The organism is Phocaeicola sp. (assembly GCF_048170425.1).
Classification (GTDB): domain Bacteria; phylum Bacteroidota; class Bacteroidia; order Bacteroidales; family Bacteroidaceae; genus Phocaeicola.
In genome coordinates, this window is record NZ_DBEXBB010000178.1 from 1 (window position 1) to 23,447 (window position 23,447).

General features: G+C 45.7%; 17 protein-coding genes. 16 read left to right on the forward strand and 1 reads right to left on the reverse strand.

The window, feature by feature from the left end; genetic code table 11:
• From ACMJ0U_RS06950 to ACMJ0U_RS06970, 5 genes are all read left to right on the forward strand, one after another.
• The coding region (locus ACMJ0U_RS06950; RefSeq protein ID WP_417129134.1) for a hypothetical protein at window positions 1–205 on the forward strand (205 nt) is incomplete at its 5' end.
• Window positions 206–359: 154 nt separating this feature from the next.
• Complete coding sequence (locus ACMJ0U_RS06955) at window positions 360–803, forward strand: RNA polymerase sigma factor (protein ID WP_417129155.1); 444 nt, start codon at window positions 360–362, stop codon at window positions 801–803.
• Window positions 800–1,267: a hypothetical protein gene (locus tag ACMJ0U_RS06960; protein WP_417129136.1), complete on the forward strand. Its 468-nt coding sequence runs from the start codon at window positions 800–802 to the stop codon at window positions 1,265–1,267. Before ACMJ0U_RS06955 ends, ACMJ0U_RS06960 begins: the two co-directional genes overlap by 4 nt.
• A gap of 12 nt (window positions 1,268–1,279) precedes the next feature.
• The gene (locus tag ACMJ0U_RS06965) at window positions 1,280–1,726 is read left to right on the forward strand and encodes a DUF6108 family protein (protein ID WP_417129137.1); all 447 of its coding nucleotides are present in this window, start codon (window positions 1,280–1,282) and stop codon (window positions 1,724–1,726) included.
• Between the two features lie 28 nt (window positions 1,727–1,754).
• Window positions 1,755–2,642 carry a hypothetical protein gene (locus tag ACMJ0U_RS06970; protein WP_417129138.1) on the forward strand — a complete coding sequence of 296 codons (888 nt, stop codon included), beginning with the start codon at window positions 1,755–1,757 and terminating at the stop codon, window positions 2,640–2,642.
• 75 nt (window positions 2,643–2,717) lie between these two features.
• Here the strand turns inward: ACMJ0U_RS06970 and ACMJ0U_RS06975 are convergent, their stop codons facing one another.
• Window positions 2,718–5,396: a valine--tRNA ligase gene (locus ACMJ0U_RS06975; RefSeq protein ID WP_417129140.1), complete on the reverse strand. Its 2,679-nt coding sequence runs from the start codon at window positions 5,394–5,396 to the stop codon at window positions 2,718–2,720.
• Between the two features lie 172 nt (window positions 5,397–5,568).
• On the opposite strand from ACMJ0U_RS06975, the gene ACMJ0U_RS06980 reads away from it, so the two are divergent.
• The 11 genes from ACMJ0U_RS06980 to nspC all read left to right on the forward strand — a co-directional run bounded on the left by ACMJ0U_RS06980 (window position 5,569) and on the right by nspC (window position 23,013).
• The gene (locus ACMJ0U_RS06980) at window positions 5,569–5,946 is read left to right on the forward strand and encodes a NifB/NifX family molybdenum-iron cluster-binding protein (RefSeq protein ID WP_417129141.1); all 378 of its coding nucleotides are present in this window, start codon (window positions 5,569–5,571) and stop codon (window positions 5,944–5,946) included.
• Between the two features lie 267 nt (window positions 5,947–6,213).
• A complete protein-coding gene (locus ACMJ0U_RS06985) occupies window positions 6,214–7,887 on the forward strand; it encodes a metallophosphoesterase family protein (protein ID WP_417129143.1) in 1,674 nt (557 codons plus the stop codon).
• A 279-nt stretch (window positions 7,888–8,166) separates the two neighbouring features.
• Window positions 8,167–11,181, forward strand: coding sequence for a SusC/RagA family TonB-linked outer membrane protein (locus ACMJ0U_RS06990; RefSeq protein ID WP_417129144.1), 3,015 nt, complete (start codon window positions 8,167–8,169; stop codon window positions 11,179–11,181).
• Between the two features lie 25 nt (window positions 11,182–11,206).
• Window positions 11,207–12,838 (forward strand): RagB/SusD family nutrient uptake outer membrane protein, encoded by a 1,632-nt coding sequence (locus ACMJ0U_RS06995; protein ID WP_417129145.1) that lies wholly within the window; start codon window positions 11,207–11,209, stop codon window positions 12,836–12,838.
• A 211-nt stretch (window positions 12,839–13,049) separates the two neighbouring features.
• Window positions 13,050–16,070 carry a GH92 family glycosyl hydrolase gene (locus ACMJ0U_RS07000; protein WP_417129146.1) on the forward strand — a complete coding sequence of 1,007 codons (3,021 nt, stop codon included), beginning with the start codon at window positions 13,050–13,052 and terminating at the stop codon, window positions 16,068–16,070.
• 11 nt (window positions 16,071–16,081) lie between these two features.
• Window positions 16,082–16,630, forward strand: coding sequence for a hypothetical protein (locus ACMJ0U_RS07005; RefSeq protein WP_417129147.1), 549 nt, complete (start codon window positions 16,082–16,084; stop codon window positions 16,628–16,630).
• Window positions 16,631–16,682: 52 nt separating this feature from the next.
• Window positions 16,683–17,468: a nucleoside triphosphate pyrophosphohydrolase gene (mazG, locus tag ACMJ0U_RS07010; protein ID WP_417129149.1), complete on the forward strand. Its 786-nt coding sequence runs from the start codon at window positions 16,683–16,685 to the stop codon at window positions 17,466–17,468.
• A gap of 143 nt (window positions 17,469–17,611) precedes the next feature.
• Window positions 17,612–17,884 carry an ACT domain-containing protein gene (locus ACMJ0U_RS07015; RefSeq protein ID WP_117670981.1) on the forward strand — a complete coding sequence of 91 codons (273 nt, stop codon included), beginning with the start codon at window positions 17,612–17,614 and terminating at the stop codon, window positions 17,882–17,884.
• A 17-nt stretch (window positions 17,885–17,901) separates the two neighbouring features.
• On the forward strand, window positions 17,902–19,266 hold the full coding sequence (locus ACMJ0U_RS07020; RefSeq protein WP_417129150.1) for a PFL family protein: 1,365 nt from the start codon (window positions 17,902–17,904) through the stop codon (window positions 19,264–19,266).
• 213 nt (window positions 19,267–19,479) lie between these two features.
• Window positions 19,480–21,834: an ATP-dependent helicase gene (locus ACMJ0U_RS07025; RefSeq protein ID WP_417129151.1), complete on the forward strand. Its 2,355-nt coding sequence runs from the start codon at window positions 19,480–19,482 to the stop codon at window positions 21,832–21,834.
• Window positions 21,835–21,846: 12 nt separating this feature from the next.
• On the forward strand, window positions 21,847–23,013 hold the full coding sequence (gene nspC, locus ACMJ0U_RS07030) for a carboxynorspermidine decarboxylase (RefSeq protein ID WP_417129153.1): 1,167 nt from the start codon (window positions 21,847–21,849) through the stop codon (window positions 23,011–23,013).
• Window positions 23,014–23,447 lie beyond the last annotated feature (434 nt).

Genomic DNA, 23,447 nt, shown 5'->3' on the forward strand with positions numbered 1-23,447 from the left:
AAATCAATTGTTTTGGTTAAGACTGACAAATCGTCCGGTTCATTTGTCAGCCTTAGCTGACAGAATTGCATTTATATTTCTAAAAGGAGAGTATGTCAGTTCGGAAATATGGCGAACATTTGGAAGTAATCAATTGTTTGACAGACTTTTTTATAGATTAATGTGTATTCTTTTTGTTGTAGGCTTTATTAATCCTGAAAAATAAAAGATAAGATTTTTGTGCCTTTTTTGTTACAAAAGATATAGTTTTACGTTTACCTTTTTGAGAAACGACTTCTACGACGATTCTAAGAAGCATGAGTAAAGAAACATTGATATCGACTTTTACTGACCTGAGAAAAAGTTTTTTCCAATTGGCAATGCGCTTCCTTTCTAGCAGAGAGGATGCCGACGATGCGTTGCAGGAGGCATTCTTCCGTCTGTGGAAGAATGCAGACCGAATCGACTCGCGCGAAGAGGCAGAGGCGCTTACAGTTGTTACGGTAAAGAATCTGTGCATCGATACTTTGCGTAAAAAGAATCATTTGCTTACGGTGGAACTAGACGAAAATCGAGATGAATCTATTTCCGATTCAGCAGCCGAGGTGTTGGAAAAGGAAGAGCAGTTTCGTATGGTTGAGCGTATTATTGAATCTAGATTGACTCCACTTCAGAAGCAGATTTTGCACATGAAAGAGTATGAAGGAAAGAAATATAATGAAATAGCCGACATATTGGGTATGCAGGAGGCAGCAGTACGTATGCAACTATCGAGAGCGAGAAAAGAAATTAGAGAATGTTACTTAAAACAAATGGAGCGATGAAAAATAACGAACGAACTTTTCAACAATGGAGAGAGTTAGCAAACCGCTACTTTGAGGCTGAAACGAGTGAGGCTGAAGAAGAAGCACTGGCACGTTTCTTGGCTACTCCTGCTGCACAAGGCAAGGAGTTCGATGAACTTCGCGCGGTGATGGGATATTTTGTTACAAGACGTTCCATATACAATAGACCGCATACACGCAGTGTACGAATGTGGCATTATGTAGCAGCTGCGGTTATGGGTATCATTGTTCTGATTACAACTTGGCAGCTGACGGAAAAAACAAATGTATGTGTGGCTTATATTAACGGGGAACGTTGTACCGATAAGGAAACTGTATTTTCCGAGGCCTTGAAATCGGTGGAAAAGGTTCGTCACCATTCACCGGAAGAAACTGTCGAAATGCAGTTGTCGGATTTGTTTCAGACGTTGGAGGAAAATGATACTGTATCAATGGATAATTAATGACAAGATGATATGAAACGATGGGTTATATTATGGATAATCATGCTGTCTGTGTTGTCTGGGTATGCACAGAAAGGCATGCATGTAGATGCCTTGTTTGAAGGTCGCTTTAAGCATGACAAACGTGCCGTGGAGGTGCTTATCAAAGGGAAAGAGTTGAAAAAGTATCATTTGACCCTGTTTCGCAGCTTGACAGTCACTGATGCTCCGGCTGTGTCGGAAGAAATAGAGGAGCTGGTCAGTCAGGATGCTACAGCGGCAGTTGATAAGGAGGAGGGCAGAGTGGGTAAGAAATTATATTATGGTTTTTATTGTTTTTCGCCACGGGATGACAATTACAGGTATTTATTCTATCGGAATACTTCGGTTGCGCCTGGCAGCAAAAAGAAGGCTGAAGTGACGGTGGTATACATGGAAGGAGAAGTTACTCTGGAAGAACTGAAACAGATGTTCAAATGAAATGCAAACAAACAAGATACGATAAGATATGAAGAAAATGATTTTGCTTGCAGTCACTCTGCTGACTGCAACTGGCGGATATGCCGAAAGTAGAGATTCACTGAAGGTGGAAAGTGTCATGAGTGTGGAGAATCCCAAACGGGTGACAATCACTGAGTCTGGAAATCGCTTCCTTGTGGAAATCAGCGGAAAGAAAGATAATCCGGGTTTCCGTTATGCTCGTGAGGTGGAAATATCTCCTTCGGATGTTTCAGTAACAAAGGAGCGCAGCGGCAACTGGGATTTTAATATTCCCTTTAGAAAACGCACGTCGGAAAAAAGGCATAAGCGTAATGAGTTTGTGCTGAAAGATTTTAAGATAGGACTTTCCTGCGTGCAGGGAGCTCCTGAAAATATGGATGTCAGCATGGGATCATCATGGGAGGTTACTACTCCTACTCTCGGATGGCAGTATTATCCGTGGGCTACGGAAACTTCTCTTTCTATCGGAGTGGCATGCAGCTGGCGCAATTACCGGATGACCGGCAAGCAGCGTTTTATAAAAGATGCAGGTAGCGATATGTATATCGGCGGTTATCCAGAAGGAGCTGACATTCAGTTTTCGCGTATCAAAGTTTTCAGTTGGGCTGTTCCTGTCATGCTTACTCATGAAACAAAGAATAATTTCAATTTCAGTCTGGGAGCAATTGTCAATTTCAATACACATGCCAGTCTGAAAACGAGGTATAAACAGGATGGACAGGAATTTAAACTGACCGATAGCAACATCCATCAAACTCCGGTGACAATAGATATTCAGGCATCTATAGGTTATAAGTCGATTGGATTTTACGTAAAATACAGTCCTTGTAAGATACTTGATACAGCGTACGGTCCTGAGTTCAACGCCCTGTCTGTAGGGCTTGTATTGTTCTGATTTATTAAAAGATAACCCTTCCTAAATAACTGTCAGCTATTTAGGAAGGGTTTTATTGTTAGGGAAACAAGCAGCTTAACGCTTCAATGCTGCAATGCTTTCTTTCAATGCTGCAATCTTCGTTTCTGCATCAGCCTGTTTCTTGCGTTCCATTTCAATGACACTGGCCGGAGCCTTGCTGACAAACTTTTCGTTGCTCAGCTTTTTCATTACGCTTTGTAAGAATCCTTCCTGATATTTCAGGTCAGCTTCCAGTTTCTTCAGCTCTTCTTCTACGTTAATCAGGTTACCCAATGGTACGGCATATTCTGTAGTACCCACCATGAAGGCAGCAGCTCCTTCCGACTTGGTTTCTACCTGCTTGATTTCTGACAAGTTGCAGAGTTTGGCTATTACAGAACCAAAGCCGGCTACCGGATTTTCTCCAGTTACTTCAAGTGTCAACGCTTCTTTCTGTGCGATGTTCTTCTGCAGGCGGATGGTACGGATGCCACTGATTACTTCTTTCACAGCTTCAAACTGTGCAATCAGTGCTTCGTTGTAAGGCATGTCTTTTACGAGCGTCTGGGTCATGATGCTTTCGCCCGGCTGACGGTCGTAAATGTGCTGCCACAACTCTTCTGTGATGAACGGCATGAACGGATGGAGCAGTTTCAGCAAGGTTTCAAAGAATGCTAATGTCTTTTCGTAGGTTACCTTGTCGATAGGTTGTCCGTATGCAGGTTTCACCATTTCCAGGTACCAGCTTGAGAATTCGTCCCAGAACAACTTATATACAGCCATCAACGCTTCGCTCAGACGATATTTGCCGAAGAGGTCGTTTACTTCTTCTGCGGTCTTGGCCAGCATAGAGTCAAACCATTCAGTAGCCAGTTTGGCATATTCCGGCTGTTCGATGTCGGCTACCTGCCAGCCTTTTACCAGACGGAAGGCATTCCATATCTTGTTGTTGAAGTTACGTCCTTGTTCGCAAAGTGCTTCATCGAAGAGAATATCGTTTCCGGCAGGAGCAGCCAGCATCATTCCCATACGCACTCCGTCGGCACCGAACTGTTCAATCAGTTCCAGTGGGTCGGGTGAGTTACCGAGTGATTTTGACATCTTACGGCCAATCTTGTCGCGTACGATACCGGTGAAGTATACGTTACGGAACGGCATGTCGCCCATGTATTCGTAACCAGCCATAATCATACGTGCTACCCAGAAGAAAATGATGTCCGGTCCGGTTACCAGGTCGGCAGTCGGGTAGTAGTACTTGATTTCTTCGTTGCCAGGGTTGTTGATACCGTCGAATAATGAAATCGGCCACAACCATGAAGAGAACCAGGTGTCGAGGCAGTCGTCTTCCTGACGCAAGTCTTCCATCTTCAGGTTTGCATCTCCGGTTTTTTCCTTAGCCAGTTCCAATGCCTGTTCCGGAGTCTCAGCTACTACGAAGCCACCTTTCGGCAAGTAGTAAGCCGGAATACGGTGTCCCCACCACAGCTGACGGCTGATACACCAGTCTTTAATGTTTTCCAGCCAGTTGCGGTATGTATTCTTATATTTGGCAGGGTAGAACTTCAACTCGTCGTTCATTACCGGCGGCAATGCCATATCAGCGAAGTGCTGCATCTTGAGGAACCACTGCATAGACAGTTTCGGCTCGATGGCTACGTTGGTACGTTCAGAGAAACCTACCTTATTTGTATAAGCTTCTACCTTTTCCAGCAATCCGGCTGCATCCAGGTCTTTTTCAATCTGCGCACGTACGTCGAAACGGTCCATACCTACATACAGTCCGGCAGCTTCACTCAGTGTACCGTTGTCATTGAAAATGTCGATAGAAGGCAGATTGTATTTTTCTCCCAGCATGTAGTCGTTCACGTCGTGTGCCGGAGTAACTTTCAAACAACCTGTACCGAATTCAATGTCTACATAGCTGTCTTCAATAACCGGAATCACACGTCCTACTAGCGGAACGATGACTTTCTTGCCTTTCAGCCACTGGCTTTTCGGGTCTGCCGGATTGATACACATTGCCGTATCCCCCATGATGGTTTCCGGACGAGTGGTAGCCACTACGGCATAACGGCGGCCTTGTGCGTCACGGTGTACGATTTCACCTTCAGCTCCTGTTTCACCGCTCATATCGTCATCAGCTATGTAATAACGCAGGTAATACAGTTTGCTATGCTCTTCTTTGTAGATTACTTCTTCGTCAGACAGGGCAGTCAGTGCTTTCGGGTCCCAGTTGACCATACGTACGCCACGGTAAATCAGTCCCTTGTTATAAAGGTCCACGAATACCTTGATTACGCTTTTGCTACGGGTTTCGTCCATGGTGAAAGCCGTGCGGTCCCAGTCGCATGATGCGCCCAGTTTGCGGAGCTGCTTCAAAATGATGCCTCCGTGTTCTTCTGTCCATGCCCATGCATGTTTCAAGAACTCTTCACGCGTAAGGTCTGTTTTTTTGATGCCTTGTTGAGCCAGACGGTTTACTACCTTTGCTTCAGTAGCGATGGATGCATGGTCTGTACCCGGTACCCAGCACGCATTCTTTCCCATCATGCGGGCACGTCTTACAAGAATATCCTGGATGGTATTGTTCAGCATGTGTCCCATGTGGAGCACTCCCGTCACGTTAGGGGGAGGAATGACGACGGTGTAAGGTTCACGTCCGTCGGGTTTAGAACTGAAAAGTTTGTGGTCCAGCCAATACTGATACCATTTTCCCTCCACGTCAGCGGGATTGTACTTACTTGCTAATTCCATGGTTATAATATCTTTATTATTTATGTTTATCGTATAATCGGCTGCAAAAATAATAAAACTACTTGGATTTTAGGGGGCTTTGCCCGAAAACTTCATTTGTTCTTGTCCGATAGAGCAAGTACAGGTATTTTTTCTTTACCTTTGCGTCAATAAATTATCAAATTATGCGCGTATGAAAAAGATAGCTTTACCTACAAGAAACGGTCTGATTGACGATCATTTCGGTCATTGTGAGTTTTATACCATTTTCACGGTGGATGAAGAAAATTGTATTGCTCGTACGCAAGTACTCCCTTCTCCGCAAGGGTGTGGATGCAAGTCGGATATCGCTTCCCAATTGCAGGCAGACGGAGTGACCGTGATGCTGGCTGGCAATATGGGGGCTGGTGCACTGGCCAAACTTTCAGCTTGTGGCATAGAGGTAATCAGAGGATGCCATGGTTCAGTGATGGAAGTGGCTGAGGCCTATCTGGCTGGAAAGATACAGGATTCTGGCGTAGGTTGCAATCATCATCATGAGGGTGGAGAACATCAGTGTCCGAATCATTGATTTATAATCCCCTTTGTATGTAGGGAGAAATGAAGCAGGGTGTTTTATGTCTCCCTTATGAAAGCCTTATGTTTTTCCGGGTGGAGCTATACGTTTTCCGTCGGGAAAACATAAGGCTTTGCTGTAAGAAACGTAAAAGATTCTTTGTGGTTAAGAAAATATTTCAAAGGTATGTCAAGAATAGGATGCTGTTTTAAATGGAAGAAATGGAGAGTCTCCTTTCTGATAAAATCACTATCTTTGTAAGAGATTCTTAAGTACGTATTTATGAGTAAAATGATAAAGCTGTGCTTGGTGGCATGTTTGTGGGGAATTATGCTGTTGGGAAATGCACAGACACAGATTGCATTTATATCGGATGCACATATTCAAGATGTGGACGGTCATGCCGAACGAGTGCGTTCCATGGAGGTACAGGTACAGTCCACCCGTTTGTTTAATGAAAATTATTATGCGCTTCTGGCGGCTCTTGATGACGTGGCTCGCAGGAATATTCGCTGGGTTGTGTTGCCGGGTGATTTAACCGATAACGGGCAGTTCTTCAATCAACAAAAAATAAAGAATATATTGCATTCGTACACGCAAAGAAAAGGTATGCGCTTTTTTGTGACTACGGGTAATCATGATCCGGCTCTTCCTTTGGGGCTGATGCAAAAAAATGCGCATTTTCTGGCAGCAGACGGAAGCCGTGTGACGCGTGAGGATTCGTGTGCCGGATATGTGTCACTGATGGAATGCTATGCCGATTTTGGCTTTTTCCCTCGGAAGGACGACTGTTATTGGGAAAGTCCTTTTACTTCTTATACGTATGACAAGTATTCTTACGAGGATGCTTGCCGTGAAAGTGTATTGGGCAAGCGGACCTACACACTGTGCGATTCGCTGACGGCTACGGATGCCAGTTACCTGGTAGAACCGGTAGACGGACTCTGGCTGCTGGCCATTGACGGGGGAGTTTATCTTCCAAAAGAAATGAAGGATGGAAAGTGGAGCTATCAAGGTTCCAGTGCCGGATACAACCTTGTGCTGAAACACAAACCGTTTTTGTTGCCTTGGGTGCGAAAGGTAGTGGAGGAAGCACAGAAGCGTCATAAGACACTGGTGGCATTTTCACATTATCCGTTGGTCGATTTCAATGACGGTGTGTCGGAACATGTACGTCGGATATGGGGCGATCGCCGGTTCGATTTGCACCGTGTGCCGGAAGCCGAAGTGAGTGAGGCTTTTCTGCAAGCCGGACTGCGTCTGCATTTTGCCGGACACATGCACGTGAATGATACTGGTATCTGGGAAGGAAAAGACGGGAAACACCTATATAATATACAGATTCCTTCGATTGCGACCTATGTACCGGCCTATAAGATTTTGACCATTGAAAGCGATGAGGTGTTTCGGGTGGAAACGGTGGCATTGGACACGGTGCCAGGATTCGATAGTCTGTTTCCTTTGTATCAGGCAGAATACCAGTCGGATAGTCTGAAAGGACATTCACCTGTATGGAATAAGGAAATTCTTTCCGCCCGTACGTATGGAGAATTTTGTGACTATCAGTTTCGTGATTTGGTTCGTCTGCGGTTCATTCCGCGTGACCTCCCGGAATCTTGGCGGTCTTGTTTGGATTTTACTGGTGCCCGGATGTTGGAAATCGTGTCGGGAGAAGACAAGTCGGATGATGCCGGCTGGACTGGCTGGTGTATGAATGACTTGGTTCTTGACTTATATCGCCTGCGTTATGCAGAACGTCTGGCTTTGGAAGATATTCCGAGGACTCGTTTGGCGGTTTATCGTTATCTGTTTGACCGTGCGCGTATTTCTACGTTCCGTTCGGCCGAAGTGGAGATGGTGAAAGGTCTGGGTACGCTTTTTCTTGCTTTTCTGAATGGAGAGCCTTGTCTGAATTTTGTAATTGACCTGGAAAAAGATGCAATCACAGAAGATTAACTTCTGGATGTACTATTTCCCTCCTATATTATACTATTTTCCTCCTTCTTTAGTGGTTTATCCACTAGTTTTGCATCAGGATTTCAGGCAAAAGTGAGCCTGAATATCTTTGATGTGCCCTCACCATTGAAAAGTGGTGAGGTATTCTAGTATGTGTGTATAACTGTTTGTTTGTCAATTGTTTAAATACAGATTTAATAGTCTGGAAATATTCTTGTAACATCGTCAGGATACTTTTGCCGCTGAAAAAAAGTTTATTTCTAACTAAAAATTTGTATTATGCTTAATGTACAATCAGAGAGTAAAAGAACATTTACGCAAAGCTTGTTCTTTGTGTTGTTTTTATTGAGTAGTACTTTGGCATTTGCCCAGAATCGGGTAACAGGTGTCGTAACCGACAAAACTGGAGAACCTTTGATTGGGGTGAATGTGCTTGAAAAAGGAACTACAAATGGAACCGTAACTGATATAGACGGTAAATTTGCCGTGAATATGCCGCAGGGAAAGACCCTGGTGTTTTCCTTTATTGGATTTGTCACTCAGGAAATAAAAGTGACTTCAAATGTGGTGAATGTGGTGTTGAGTGAAGATACTAAAACCTTGGATGAGGTGGTGGTAATCGGCTATGGAAGTATGACCCGTAAAGATGTGACCAGTTCTATTACTACAGTTAAGGCGGAAGACCTTAATGTGGGAGTGTACACTTCTCCGGCTCAGTTGCTTCAAGGAAAGGTTCCGGGACTGACCATCGCCAATACCAGCGACCCGAATGGTTCTCCGTCTATTTCATTGCGTGGTGCTTCCTCACTTCGTTCGGGGGAGGCTATGGAGCCATATTATGTGATTGACGGTGTGCCGGGAGTGAGTCTTTCACTGGTTGCTCCAGAAGATATTGAGAGCATTGATGTGTTGAGAGATGCTTCTGCAACAGCTATTTATGGTTCAAAGGCTGCGAATGGTGTAATCATTGTCACAACCAAGAAAGGGAATAAAAATGGTAAGACCAACGTAAGCTACAGTGGGTATGTGGCATGGGATAAAACCATGAAAACCCTGGACATGATGACTGCGGATGAAGTGCTGGCTTATGCGGATGCCAATGATCTGGATTTGTCGGGGTATTATGATGTAAATAACCCGGCTGGTACAGACTGGCAGAGTGAAGTGCTTCGTACAGGTTTCAGTCATAACCACAATATATCGATTAACGGGGGTAATGAAAAGACTTCTTACAATGCTTCCCTAAACTTCTTGAATCGTCAGGGTACGGTTCGTGGTACGGGTATGGACCGCCTGACAGCCCGTTCTTTCCTTCAGACAAAAGCGTTTGATGACCGTCTGGATATTTCTATCAGTTTGAATGGAAGTATCTCTAATAATGAAAACGGTCCTGCAAATAATGAGGGTAGAAGTGCTTTGGATGCCATGAATTATTACTTGCCTTTGAATCCGGTGAAGAATGAAGATGGAACATGGTATGGCAGAACTACCTCACAATATTACAATCCGGCTTCTCTTATCAATGAAGACCGCTATGAAACTACGCAGAAATTGTTGCAAGGAGTTGCAAAGGCTACCCTGCATATCTGGGATGGACTGGATTGGAATTTGAATCTTTCTTATCAGAATGAACAGTATATTTATAACAACTATCATTCTTCTAAATCTCAGATTGTGGATTATGCGTCACGCAACGGACAGGCAGAACGCAGTACGGCTGAAAACATCAAGAAGCAGATGGAAACCTACATTAACTGGGACCATACGTTTAATGATGTCCATAAAGTAGGTGTCATGCTGGGATATTCCTGGGAACAGGCAGATAATAACAACGGTTTTGGACTGATAGCCTATAATTTCTACAATGATGCGCTCTCCTATTATAATATGGCACTGGCAAACAGCGTTTCCATGGACGATATAAGCAATATAAATAGCAGTTATCTGTTGTCTACGCTGCGTATGATTTCTTATTACGGACGTATTAACTATAGCTACAAGAGCAAATATCTGTTGCAGGCTACTCTTCGTCGTGACGGTTCTTCTGCATTTGGTGTCAATAATCGTTGGGGTACTTTCCCGTCTGTTTCTGCTTCTTGGCGAATCATTGAAGAAGACTTTATGAAAGAACAGGATGTGTTTGACGATTTGAAGTTCCGGGTTGGTTACGGTGTCAGCGGTAACTCTTTGGGTTTTGATGCCTTCTATTCACGTCAGGTATATGGCTCTACAGGCTGGTTTACTAGTGCTGATGGCGACAATTACCGTGTGCTGGGGGCTACCCGTAATGCAAATCCGGACTTGAAATGGGAAAAGACAGCGATGCTGAATGTGGGGCTTGACTTTGGGTTCTTTAATAACCGTCTTTCTGGTACCGTGGAATATTATGACAAGCGCACCAGTGACTTGATTTACAATTATCGGGTATCTACGCTGCTTTATCCTTATAGTGAAATGTGGGCCAATGTGGGTGACATCAGCAACAAAGGAGTTGAAATTACGATTAATGCCGTGCCTGTACAGACAAAAGACTTTACCTGGAGCACCACTCTTAATTTGTCACACAATAAGAATAAAGTAGAGTCAATGTCTAACTCAGCATATACTGTAAACTTCATTGATATGGCCGACCCTAACATCAACAGTTATTCAGGGCAGCATGTACAGCGATTGATGGAAGGAGCTCCCATCGGGCAGTTCTATTTGTGGGAGTGGGCCGGATACGATGAAAACGGTATGTCAATTTTCAATGACTATGATGAAGAGGGTAATCTGGTAGGGACTACCGATGCCCCGAATGACGGTGACCGCCGTATGGCAGGCTCTGCACAACCGAAGCTGACTTACGGATGGAACAATGATTTGACATGGAAAAAATGGACACTGAGTGCCTTCTTCCAGGGAGTAGCCGGAAATAAGATATTTAATGCGACTCGTGCTACCTATAGCGATCCTTCTTTACTTAGCAGCTTCGGTAAAAATATCTTGTCAGAAGTAGCTACTGAACAGCATGCTAACGACTCGCGTGCCCAGGCTCCTTCTACTCGTTATTTGGAAAATGGTTCTTATCTCCGTTTGTCTACGTTGACATTGGCTTACAATTTCGGAAAACTGGGTAACTATGTAAATAATTTACGTGTGTATGCCACATGCAACAATGTATTTACTCTTACAGGTTATAAAGGAATAGACCCTGAAGTGAACCTGGGCGGACTGGAACCGGGTATGGATATGCGCTATAGTAATTATCCTAGAACCAGAAGCTTTATGGTGGGTGTAAATATGAACTTCTAATATAAATTAAGGAGATAAAATTGATATGAAAACCAAAAATATATTTACCTGTGCCATGCTGGCACTCGCAACAATCAGTTGTAACGACCTTGATGTAGACATTAAATCTCAATATACGGAGTATCCGATTGACTCAGACATTGCGCTGGAAGCAAGAATCAGTAATGCGTATTATGCATTTCGTACTCCGTTGGCCCGTCGTTATGATGAATTGCTTTCCCTTAGTTCGGACGAATATTCGGCTGTGTGTTTCAATGGAGGATGGCTGGACGGACGTCAGTATTCCAACTGTTCCACTCATTCATGGGAGGCTTCGGCAAACAATAGTCAGTTGAACGTGTATAGTGATATTTTGGCAGGTATAACTAATTGTAATCAGCTGTTGCGCGACTTGGGAGAAACTAATCCGGAAACTTCGAATCCGGTACGTGCTGCCCGTGCATTCTATACATTTTTGCTGATGGATAATTTTGGAGACACTCCTATCGTGGACTATAAACTGACCGAAGGTTCTGCTTCTATAGAACGTTCTCCTCGTGCCGATGTTGCCCGCTGGATTGAGACAGAACTTCTGGCTGTACGTGATAAGTGTCCCAGCGAAGTAAATGAATCAACTTATGGCACACCTACTTGCTGGATGGTGGATGCTTTACTCGCTAAACTGTACATCAATTGGAATGTGTACACACAAGATGTGACTAGCGCAGACTGGAATCCGAATGCGGCCAATGAAAAGTTGGATGATTGTATTGCGGCATGTGACCGTATCATCAAATCTCAGCTTTTTGATTTGAGCGATGATTATAAGGAAAAGTTCATGTATAATAACGGTTCACATATTAAAGACTTTATTTATGCAGTACCTTACGAAGCCAGCCTTAGCCAAGGAATGTGTTATGCCCGTTATCGTACTTGGCGATATGGTGGTGCCAACGGTTTCTATACTACGGTACTGACTCCGAGCTGTGGAGGAAATTTTGCAATGAATCCTGAATTTGCAGATTTGTTCTGTCTGCCGGGCGATTGCCGTAATGATGTGGTGGTAGGAGATCCTTCAAAAGAAAAGACACTGATTTTTGAATATGATCCGGTAACCGGTGAAAAAACAACTACTCCTCATATGTACGAAGGAAAACAAGTAGAGTTTACGAAGCATATCACCTTGATTCGTGAAGACGGTGACTTGGATGTGGGAGCCGACGGAACAAGACAAGGGTATCGTTCTATCAAATTCTATCCGGATGCCAATGACTATAATCTGTATGAACGTAATCAGGACAATGATATTCCTATTTTCCGCTACGCTGATATTCTTCTGACCAAATGTGAGGCAATTGTCCGTGGAGGTGAGGCTACTTTAGGCGATACTCCGATGAGTTTGTTTAATCAGATTCGTACGTATGTGTCACCCAATCGTGATGGTTCGCTGGATATAAATCGCAATCCTTCGTTACAGGAAATATTGGATGAGCGTGGCCGTGAGTTTCTGGATGAACACTGGCGTAGGAATGACTTGATTCGTTTTGGTGATTATGAACGTGCATGGGGATTCAAGTATATTAATCCGGATAATGCAGAATTGACCAGACGAATTTTCCCGTTGGCCCTGGATGTATTGAATGCCAATACGAACTGGGAACAGAATGAGGGATATTAATCGAGCAAGCGATTGAAAGCAGAAGTAAGCGATTGTTTTTAATCTGAAAATAAGCTCCGTGTCGCAGAAAAGATAACTTTGATGTGCTGCACGGGGCTTTTTTATGACGGATATATTCTCTTGTAGAAAAACTTTATTCTATAAAACACTGGATAAAATTGATGAAAAATTGTAAATTAGCTTCCAAAAGTATCAATCTAATAAATTTTATATGAACATGAATATATTTCCCAGGCTGTTTACCGTTATATTTGTGGCTGGTTTGGCCGGCATGGGTTATGCAAATTCTCATGCGCACGGTAGTCCTTCTTCTGTAGACATAGAAGTGGTGGTGCATCGAGGGGCGAATTTCTTGGCTCCGGAAAACACGTTGCCTTCTGCATGGGCTGCATTGAACTATGGAGCCGAATGGATAGAACTGGATGTTCGTAAAAGTAAGGATGGGGTATTGTACAACCTTCATGATGAGACGCTCGATCGTACTACAGATGGGCATGGCCCAATTCATATGGCAGTTTCCGCCGAAATAGACCGGTTGGATGCAGGCGCATGGTTCAATCCTGCTTTTCAGGGACTCAGGGTACCGCGTATCGAAACTATGCTGGATTCTTTGAAGGGAAAGGCCAATGTGTTTTTTGATGTGAAAAGAGGAATTCCGGTTGCTGATTTGGTAAAGCTGGTACGTACAAAAGGATTCGAAAAGAATAGTTTCTTTTGGTTTGCCGATGCAAAAATGGTTCCGGAGTTCGTCAGGCTGGCTCCCGAAATGAAGATTAAGGTAAATGCATCGGACATAGAAGGAGTCAAAAAATGGCAGACTGTATGTCAGCCTTCGTATGTGGAGATTGATCCGGAAAATATTACCAAAGAGTTTGTGAACTACTGCCATAAAAATGGCATATTGGTAATGGCCGCTATACAAAACGGGAATGAGGAGGCTTACAGAAAAGCCATTCAGGCACAGCCGGATTTGGTAAATATTGACCAGCCTGAACTTTGGGCACGTGTAGTAGCTGAAAGTAAGGGAGAATATGCATTACCTTTTTCGCGATATGTCGATCCTCGCATTGGTTCGGAAGGCTTGGGACGTGTGTTTATCGGACCTTCGTGCCCGTATGGCATGGTGAAGCCTTCGCCTGACTGTACACCTTCTCCTAACAGTGGGTGGTTGCCTATGCCGGAACGGGTAGACGGATTTGCCCAGGTACATGTCAGTGGTACAGGGGGAGGTCCCAAGTATGGAAATGTGCTGGTTACTCCGTTTGGCAATGGGATGGACCGTGTCAATCATTATGATAGCCGTGAATATGAAACTATCCGGTTAGGGTATTATGACACGCAGTTCAAGCAGAGCGGTATCCGTACGGAAATCACTACTGCCAATCGCGCTTCTTTCTATCGTTTTACCTATCCGGAAGATTCCTTGAAGTCGCTGGCGGTGGATGCGGGCTTCTTCCTGGGAGAGAACCCAGTGCCCGATGCGCGCGAGGCACAACAGTTTGTTGGTTCTGAAATTCAGGTGCTTTCCGACCATGAGGTGGCCGGCTATACCCGAATCCGTGGCGGATGGAACAATGGAAAAGCCTATACGGTGTACTTCTATGCGGAAACAGACCGTCCGTTTGTGCAGTCGCTTACCTGGAAGGGAAATCGCATTACAGACGCACGGTCGCAGTATGATTCTGCCGAGAAGACGGGGGCCTTGTTACGTTTTGCGAAGAATGACAAGGTGGTGCAGTTGAAGGTCGGTATTTCTTTCCTGAGCATGCAGAAGGCGAAATTCAATGCACATTCCGAAATTCCTCATTGGTCATTTGAAAAGGTGCATCAGGATTTGCTGGGACAGTGGGAACAACTTCTTCGGAAAATAGAAATTGATCCGTCTACTTCGCTTGCAAAGAAACGCATGTTCTATACCGGACTGTATCATACCATGCTGATGCCGGTGGACCGTACGGGCGAGAATCCGCTGTGGAGTGATCCGGAACCTTATTACGATGACTTCTATGCCATCTGGGATACGTATCGCAGCTCTTCTCCGCTGATTACCTTGATTGATCCGAAGCGGGAAGTAGACATTGTACGTTCATTGGTAAACATTTACAAGCGCGACGGTTATATGCCTGATGCACGTAGTGGGAACAGCAACGGGCGTACACAAGGGGGATCGAATGCGGAAATCGTGATTGCCGATGCCTTTGTGAAAGGATTGAAAGGTATTGATTATGAATTGGCATTGGAAGCCATGCTGAAGGATGCCACGGTGCCTCCCGGTGGAAATGAAGAGGTGGAAGGCCGGGGTGGACTGATTCCTTATCTGGAGTTAGGCTACATACCTCATGGTATTGACCGTGCAGGCAATCGTACGGTAGAATATTCTTATTGTGATTATGCCATTGCGTTGGTGGCTAAAGGCTTGGGCAGGGAAGACCTGTATCAGCGTTATTTGAAGCAGTCGGAGAACTGGAAAAACTTGTGGCGTAGTGACTACGAGCATGAAGGGGCGAAAGGCTTTATCATGCCGCGCGACAAGGAAGGAAACTGGTTGGATTCTATTCCTTTCGGTCATTCCACTCGCATGCAGCCGAAGTTTAAATACACACCGGTTACCTTTGAAGGACCGTGGTACACCCCGTGGTGGAGCATGTTCTTTTATGAGGCCAGCTCGTGGGAATATTCGCTGAGCATTCCGCATGATGTGCCGGGACTGATAGAGAAATGTGGCGGGGCTGCTGATTTTGAGAAACGACTGGATATTTTCTTTGATAAAGGTTTCTTCAATGTGAACAACGAACCGTCTTTCCTGACACCTTGTCTGTATCACTGGTTAGGTAAACCCTGGCGATCAAGCGACCGTATTCGTGAGATTATTGCGAAGAACTACAACGACGGTCCGGTCGGTTTGCCGGGTAATGATGACTCGGGTGCCATGTCCTCTTGGCTGGCCTTCCACATGATAGGTCTGTATCCGAATGCCGGACAGGATTATTACCTGATTCATACACCGCTGCTGACCTCTACGACTTTCCATCTGGAAGGAGGAAAGGAATTTAAGGTAGTGGCCGAAGGACTTTCGGATAAAAACTGTTATATCCAGGGTGTGACATTGAATGGAAAAGACTATCCATATTCTGCTTTGCGTCACAAGGATGTAATGGCCGGAGGTGAGTTGGTCTTAAAAATGGGAAAGAAACCCGGAAACTGGGGAAAGGAACTGGGCTTGGATAAATAAGGAAGATGCGTATGAAAAAAGGATATTTACTTGGATTTTTAACGGCATGCCTGTGGGGCACGGGCATGCTGTCTGCACAGACTGCCGTATCGGATACATTGAAGTTTGTGTTCAAGTTGCATGGCCAGACACGCCGTTATCAGGTGGTTTTCTGTCAGCAGGGCGAGAATATACAGATGAACTGGGGTATTGAACGCAACCTGCACTGGCAGTCGGGTAGTTACACCATGACACCGGAGGCTCTGAAAAACGGAAAACAGTTGTGCTTTCTGCAACCGGAAGATGGAAATCATTTGACGCTCTCATCTTTGGAAACGGCGTATCTGCTGCCACAGGAGGCACTGCAGGATTTGAAAGAAAAAGGAAGCATGGAGTTTAACCGGACGGTGTATGACCGGGTGGCCGATGAGTCGGAGAAAAATGCCGGACGTGCATTGCTGCATGTGGTAGACCGTCATGAAGGGGGCGAAATGTGGATATGGGACAATCCGTCTCTACCTGTGGTGTGGCGTATGAAAAACAATCCGCTGGAAATAAACTGGCAGGTGGAAGTGAAATAGGATTGGCTTTTTTGTCGTACCTTTGCAGGGTAAAACAGAAAAATAGAAAATCATGCATACAAGAGAAGAAAAGATGGAAGCGTTCGGACGCCTGCTCGACGTGCTGGACGAGTTACGGGTGAAATGTCCTTGGGACCGTAAACAGACCAATGAAAGTTTGCGTCCGAACACGATTGAAGAAGTGTATGAACTCTGTGATGCCCTGATGAAGGACGACAAGAAAAATATTTGCAAGGAATTGGGCGACGTATTACTCCACGTGGTATTCTATGCCAAGATTGGCAGTGAAACGGGTGATTTCGACATTAAGGATGTGTGCGATAAGTTGTGCGACAAACTGATTTTCCGCCATCCGCATGTATTTGGCGAAGTGAAGGCGGATACGGCAGAAAAAGTGTCTGAGAACTGGGAGCAGATTAAGTTGAAGGAAAAAGACGGCAACAAGTCTGTATTGAGCGGGGTACCTGAGGCTCTTCCTGCATTGATAAAAGCATACCGAATCCAGGATAAGGCCCGCAATGTAGGGTTTGACTGGGAAGAACGTGAGCAGGTGTGGAGTAAGGTAAAGGAAGAAATAGGCGAGTTTGAAGCAGAGGTAGGGCAGATGGACAAGGAAAAGGCAGAGGCCGAATTTGGGGATGTGATGTTTAGTCTGATAAATGCAGCCCGCTTGTATAAAATCAATCCGGACAATGCGTTGGAGCGGACGAACCAGAAATTTATCCGTCGCTTTAATTATTTGGAAGCACATACCATTAAAGAGGGAAAGAATTTGATGGATATGTCGCTGGAAGAGATGGATGCCATCTGGAACGAAGCAAAGGCGAAAGGTCTGTAAAGAAATCGAGGAGGTGCCTGCAAAGTGTCATTTTTTTTGTAAAAACGCAACTTCCTTGAAAATAATTCTTCTGAAAAGGTAACACAAGGAAAGAATTGTCTACCTTTGCGGGGCATAAACAACAATTTATTTTAGAAACAATGGTGAACAAAGCTATTATTACAGTGGTGGGTAAGGATACGGTAGGTATCATTGCCCAGGTGTGTACTTATCTGGCAGAAAATAAAGTGAATATTCTGGATATTTCGCAGACTATCGTGCAGGAGTATTTCACGATGATGATGATTGTAGACATGACCAAACTGGAAAAACCTTTTGAACAGGTGGTGAGTGAACTGACGAATATCGGTTCAGGCATTGGGGTACAGATTAAATGCCAGCGTGAAGAAATCTTTGACAAAATGCATCGTATCTAATAAAAACGGGAAACGGTATGATTAATATAACAGAGGTTCTTGAAACCAACAAGATGATAGAGCAGGAGAACCTGGATGTGCGTACCATTACCATGGGTATCAACCTGCTGGATTGTGCGGACAGTAACCTGGAGGTGCTTTGTCAGAATATATATAACAAGATTATTGGTCTGGCAAAGAATCTGGTGCAGACGGGTGAGGACATTTCCAAGGAATTTGGAATTCCTATCGTAAACAAGCGTATTTCGATTACACCTATTGCATTGGTGGGAGGAACGGCTTGCAAGACTCCGGATGATTATGTGCAGATTGCCAAGACGCTGGATAAGGCTGCGGACGAACTGGGTGTAAATTTTATCGGAGGGTACTCGGCCATCGTATCGAAAGGTATGAGCCGCAGCGATGAGTTGCTGATTCGTTCCATCCCGAAGGCTTTGGCTTGTACGGAACGCATCTGTAGTTCAATAAATGTAGGCTCTACCAAGACTGGTATCAACATGGATGCAGTGAAACTGATGGGGGAAATCATCAAGGAAACGGCGGAAATGACGAAAGAGCGTGACTCGTTAGGTTGTGCCAAACTGGTAGTGCTTTGCAATGCTCCGGATGACAATCCGTTTATGGCAGGTGCTTTCCACGGCGTCTCAGAACCGGATGCCGTTATCAACGTAGGGGTCAGCGGTCCAGGTGTGGTGAAATATGCCCTGGAACAGATTCGTGGCAAAAGCTTTGAAGTGCTTTGTGAAACCATCAAGCGCACGGCGTTCAAGATTACGCGTGTGGGACAGCTGGTGGCACAAGAGGCTTCTCGCCGTTTGAATGTGCCGTTTGGTATCATCGACCTTTCGTTGGCTCCTACTCCGGCAGTAGGTGACAGTGTGGCAGAAATTCTTCAGGAAATTGGATTGGAATATCCGGGTGCACCGGGTACGACAGCTGCGTTGGCCCTGCTGAACGACCAAGTGAAAAAAGGAGGTGTAATGGCATCTTCTTACGTGGGCGGACTGAGTGGTGCATTTATTCCGGTCAGTGAAGACCAGGGAATGATTGATGCGGTAGTGGCCGGTGCCTTGACCATCGAAAAACTGGAAGCCATGACGTGTGTATGCTCTGTAGGCTTGGATATGATTGCCATTCCGGGTAGTACTTCGGCGGCAACCATTTCAGGGATGATTGCCGATGAATCGGCCATTGGCATGGTCAACCAGAAAACGACAGCAGTGAGAATCATTCCGGTGGTAGGAAAGGAAGTGGGCGATACGGTAGAGTTCGGCGGGTTGCTGGGCTATGCACCGGTAATGCCGGTCAACCGTTTCAGCTGCGAAGCTTTTGTGAACCGTGGCGGACGGATTCCAGCTCCGATTCACAGTTTCAAGAATTGATTTTGTAGATACACAAATGAAAAAGGGAGGCTTTGCCGGATTTGATAATCGGTAAGCCTCCCTTTCTTTATAACCTTAATACGATGGTAATTGTTTTACTGTACCGAATACTATAACGCTTCAAGGTGGCAAATTGTTTAGCCAGAGAGTAGGAAAAGTGTTAGGACACTGACGGATTTGTGCTATCTTTGTGGCGGATTTATTTTGACCTGTATGACAGACTATTTGAATGAACTGAATGAGAGTCAGCGCGAGGCGGTGTTGTACAACGAAGGCCCTTCGTTAGTGATTGCCGGAGCCGGTTCCGGAAAGACCCGCGTGCTGACATACAAGATAGCCTATTTGCTGGACAACGGTTATGAGCCGTGGTCCATTCTGGCCTTGACCTTTACCAATAAGGCCGCCCGTGAAATGAAGGAGCGTATTGCCCGTCAGGTGGGGCAGGAGCGTGCCCGTTATCTCTGGATGGGGACTTTCCATTCTATTTTTTCACGGATATTGCGGGCCGAGGCTGAGGCGCTGGGTTTTACTCCCAATTTTACGATTTACGATGCGACGGATTCCAAAAGTCTGGTGAAAACCATCATAAAAGAAATGAACCTGGACGATAAGGTCTACAAGCCGGGGATGGTGCAGGGCCGCATCAGCAATGCCAAGAATCACCTGGTGCTGCCGGAGGCATACGCGGCAAATGCCGAACTCATAGAAGCTGACCGGGCAGCGAAGGTGCCTCTGTTGCATGAAATCTACCTGCGTTACTGGAACCGCTGCCGGCAGAGTGACGCGATGGACTTTGACGACCTGCTGCTGTACACCTATTTGCTGTTCCGTACTCGTCCGGATATATGTGATAAATACGCGGCGCGTTTTCGTTACATCTTAGTAGATGAGTATCAGGATACGAATTTTGCACAGCACAGCATCGTGCTCCAGCTTACGCAGAAACACCAGTTTGTGTGCGTGGTAGGCGATGACGCACAGAGTATCTATTCCTTCCGTGGAGCCAACATTGATAATATCCTGAATTTTACCCGTACGTACAAAGATGCACGGTTGTTCAAGCTGGAGCAGAATTACCGCTCCACGCAGACCATCGTGAATGCGGCGAACAGCCTGATTGCGAAAAACCGCGACCAGATTCAGAAGGAGGTGTTCTCCGAGAAAGACAAGGGGGAGCCTATCGGTGTGTTTGCGGCTTATAGCGATGTGGAAGAAGGAGAAATCGTGACCAACAAGATTGCGCAGTTGCATGCCAAGTCGGGGTATGCCTATCATGATTTTGCCATTCTTTACCGTACAAATGCACAGAGCCGTATTTTTGAGGAGGCTTTGCGCAAGCGCAGCATACCTTACCGTATTTATGGAGGACTCTCATTTTATCAGCGGAAGGAAGTGAAGGATGTGGTGGCCTATTTCCGTCTGGCGGTGAATCCGCACGATGAAGAGGCTTTCAAGCGTGTCATCAACTATCCGGCACGAGGTATCGGGAATACCACATTGGGCAAGTTGACTGAGGCGGCCGGACGTTGCGAAGTGAGCTTGTGGAAAGTGCTTTGTGAACCGCTGAGTTACGGAGTGGAGCTGAATAAAGGAACTTATACCAAGTTGCAGGGATTCCGCGACCTGATTTCGGAATTCGTTACTTTGGCCCGTGAACAGGATGCCTATACGTTGGGTATGGAACTAGTGAAACGTTCGGGAATCATGGCGGAAATTTATCAGGACCGTTCGCTGGAGAACATGAGCCGTCAGGAAAACATTGAGGAACTGGTGAACGGTATGCGCGATTTCTGCGACGGCCGTCAGGAAGAAGGAAACCCACATGTGCTTTTGTCGGATTATCTTTCAGAGATTGCCTTGCTGACCGATCAGGATGAAGAGCAGGGAGAAGCACAGCCGAAAGTGACACTGATGACCATCCATTCCGCCAAGGGACTGGAGTTTCCGAATGTGTTTGTGGTGGGGCTGGAAGAAAATCTGTTTCCGAGTCCGCTGTCATCTGCTTCCTATCGGGCACTCGAGGAAGAGCGCCGTCTGTTTTATGTGGCAGTGACACGGGCTGAAGACCACTGCTACTTGTCGTATGCCAAGAGCCGTTTCAAATACGGGAAGATGGAGTTCTGTAATCCGAGCCGTTTCTTGAAAGATATTGACGTGCGTTACCTGCAGGTGCCGCAGGAGGAACTGATGGGTACGCGCATCGAAGAAAAGGCCAGTCGTTTCCGGAAAGAAACCAGCCGTGCATCTTACGAACACGAACCCCGCGAAACGGGTCCGTCTATGTTTGATGGCGGACCGATGCCGGAAGAACCTCATCGCTTTGTGCCTCCTCGTACGCTTCGCCGTATACCCGATGCGAGTCCTTCGGCTGCTCCGGCCGGTCCGTCGGCAGGGGGACTTTCTGCCGGTATGTGGATAGAGCATGAACGCTTTGGCAAAGGGGAAGTGACCCGGGTGGAAGGCAGCGGAGACAACTGCAAGGCTACCGTACAGTTCCAGCATGCCGGCGTAAAACAGCTGCTGCTGAAATTTGCCCGTTTTAAGATAATTGATTCGAACATTAAATAACAGAGAAAAAGAATGATAAAAGACTGGGATAAGATACCTTCTCCGTGCTATGTCATGGAGGAAGATTTATTGAGAAAGAACCTGACGCTGATTAAACATGTGGCCGATACGGCGGGGGTGGAAATTATTCTGGCATTTAAAGCCTTTGCTATGTGGAAGTCGTTCCCTATTTTCCGGGAATACATCCGTTACACCACGGCCAGTTCGGAATACGAAGCACGGTTGGCTTTCGAGGAGTTCGGCAGCAAGGCGCATACTTATTCGCCGGCCTATACCGCACAGAACTTTCCTGCGTTTCTGAAGTACAGCAGTCACATCACGTTCAACTCCCTGTCGCAGTTTGAGCGTTTTTATCCGCTGGCAAAGGCGTATCCGGAGCATGTGTCATGTGGCATCCGTGTCAATCCCGAATACTCGGAGGTAGAAGTAGAGCTCTATAACCCTTGTGCGCCGGGTACACGTTTCGGTGTGACGGCCGACCTGCTGCCGGAGCGGTTGCCCGAAGGCATTGAAGGTTTCCATTGCCATTGTCATTGTGAGTCGAGTTCCTACGAGTTGGAACGCACGCTCCAGCATATCGAGGAAAAATTCAGCCGCTGGTTCCCTCAGTTGAAATGGCTGAATTTAGGTGGAGGTCACCTGATGACACGTGCCGATTATGATGTAGACCATTTGATTGGCTTGTTGCAGGGATTGAAGTCACGCTATCCGCATCTGCAGATTATTCTGGAGCCGGGTTCGGCTTTCACCTGGCAGACTGGTCCGCTGGTGGCATCGGTGGTAGATGTGGTAGAAAGCCGGGGGATACGGACAGCCATTCTGGATGTGAGCTTTACCTGCCACATGCCCGACTGTCTGGAAATGCCTTATCAGCCGCGGGTGCGTAATGCAGAATCACTTCCGGCTGAGGCGGTGAAAACAGCAGCTCGGGAAGAACATGTCTACCGGTTGGGAGGAAACAGTTGCCTGAGTGGCGATTATATGGGCAGCTGGAAGTTCAACCACGAATTGCAGGTAGGAGAGCGAATCGTATTTGAAGACATGATTCATTATACGATGGTCAAGACAAATATGTTCAACGGTATCCATCATCCTTCAATAGCCCTGCTCCATGCTGATGGGGAACTGGAAGTATATCGTACCTTCCATTACGAGGATTATCGCGACCGGATGTGCTAATTGGGATGGTAAAATAGTCTTTTTTTAAACGCTTAGGCATTCGTGAAAAAAGGCCTAAGCGTTTTGATTCAAACGCAAGTGCGTTTGAGTCAAAACACAAGGACGTTTGGTTTGAAACGCAAGTACGTTTTCAGTCAAACGTCCTTGTGTTTTTTTAGGCCGTTGAAATATGTTCTTTGAAACGGTTTCAAAAGCCTTTCGAAACGTTCATTTACAAGGAGTTTTAACCGGAAAAAGGGTAGGCAGATACCTTAATGGCGCCTGTGAAGCCAAAGAAATTTGTCACTTTTTTCAAAAAAAGATAATCGATAATTTTGGTAGTTTCGAAAAAAGGACTACCTTTGCACTCGCAATCAGGAAATGATGAACGGTTGCGAAGTAATGCGGAAATAGCTCAGTTGGTAGAGCATAACCTTGCCAAGGTTAGGGTCGCG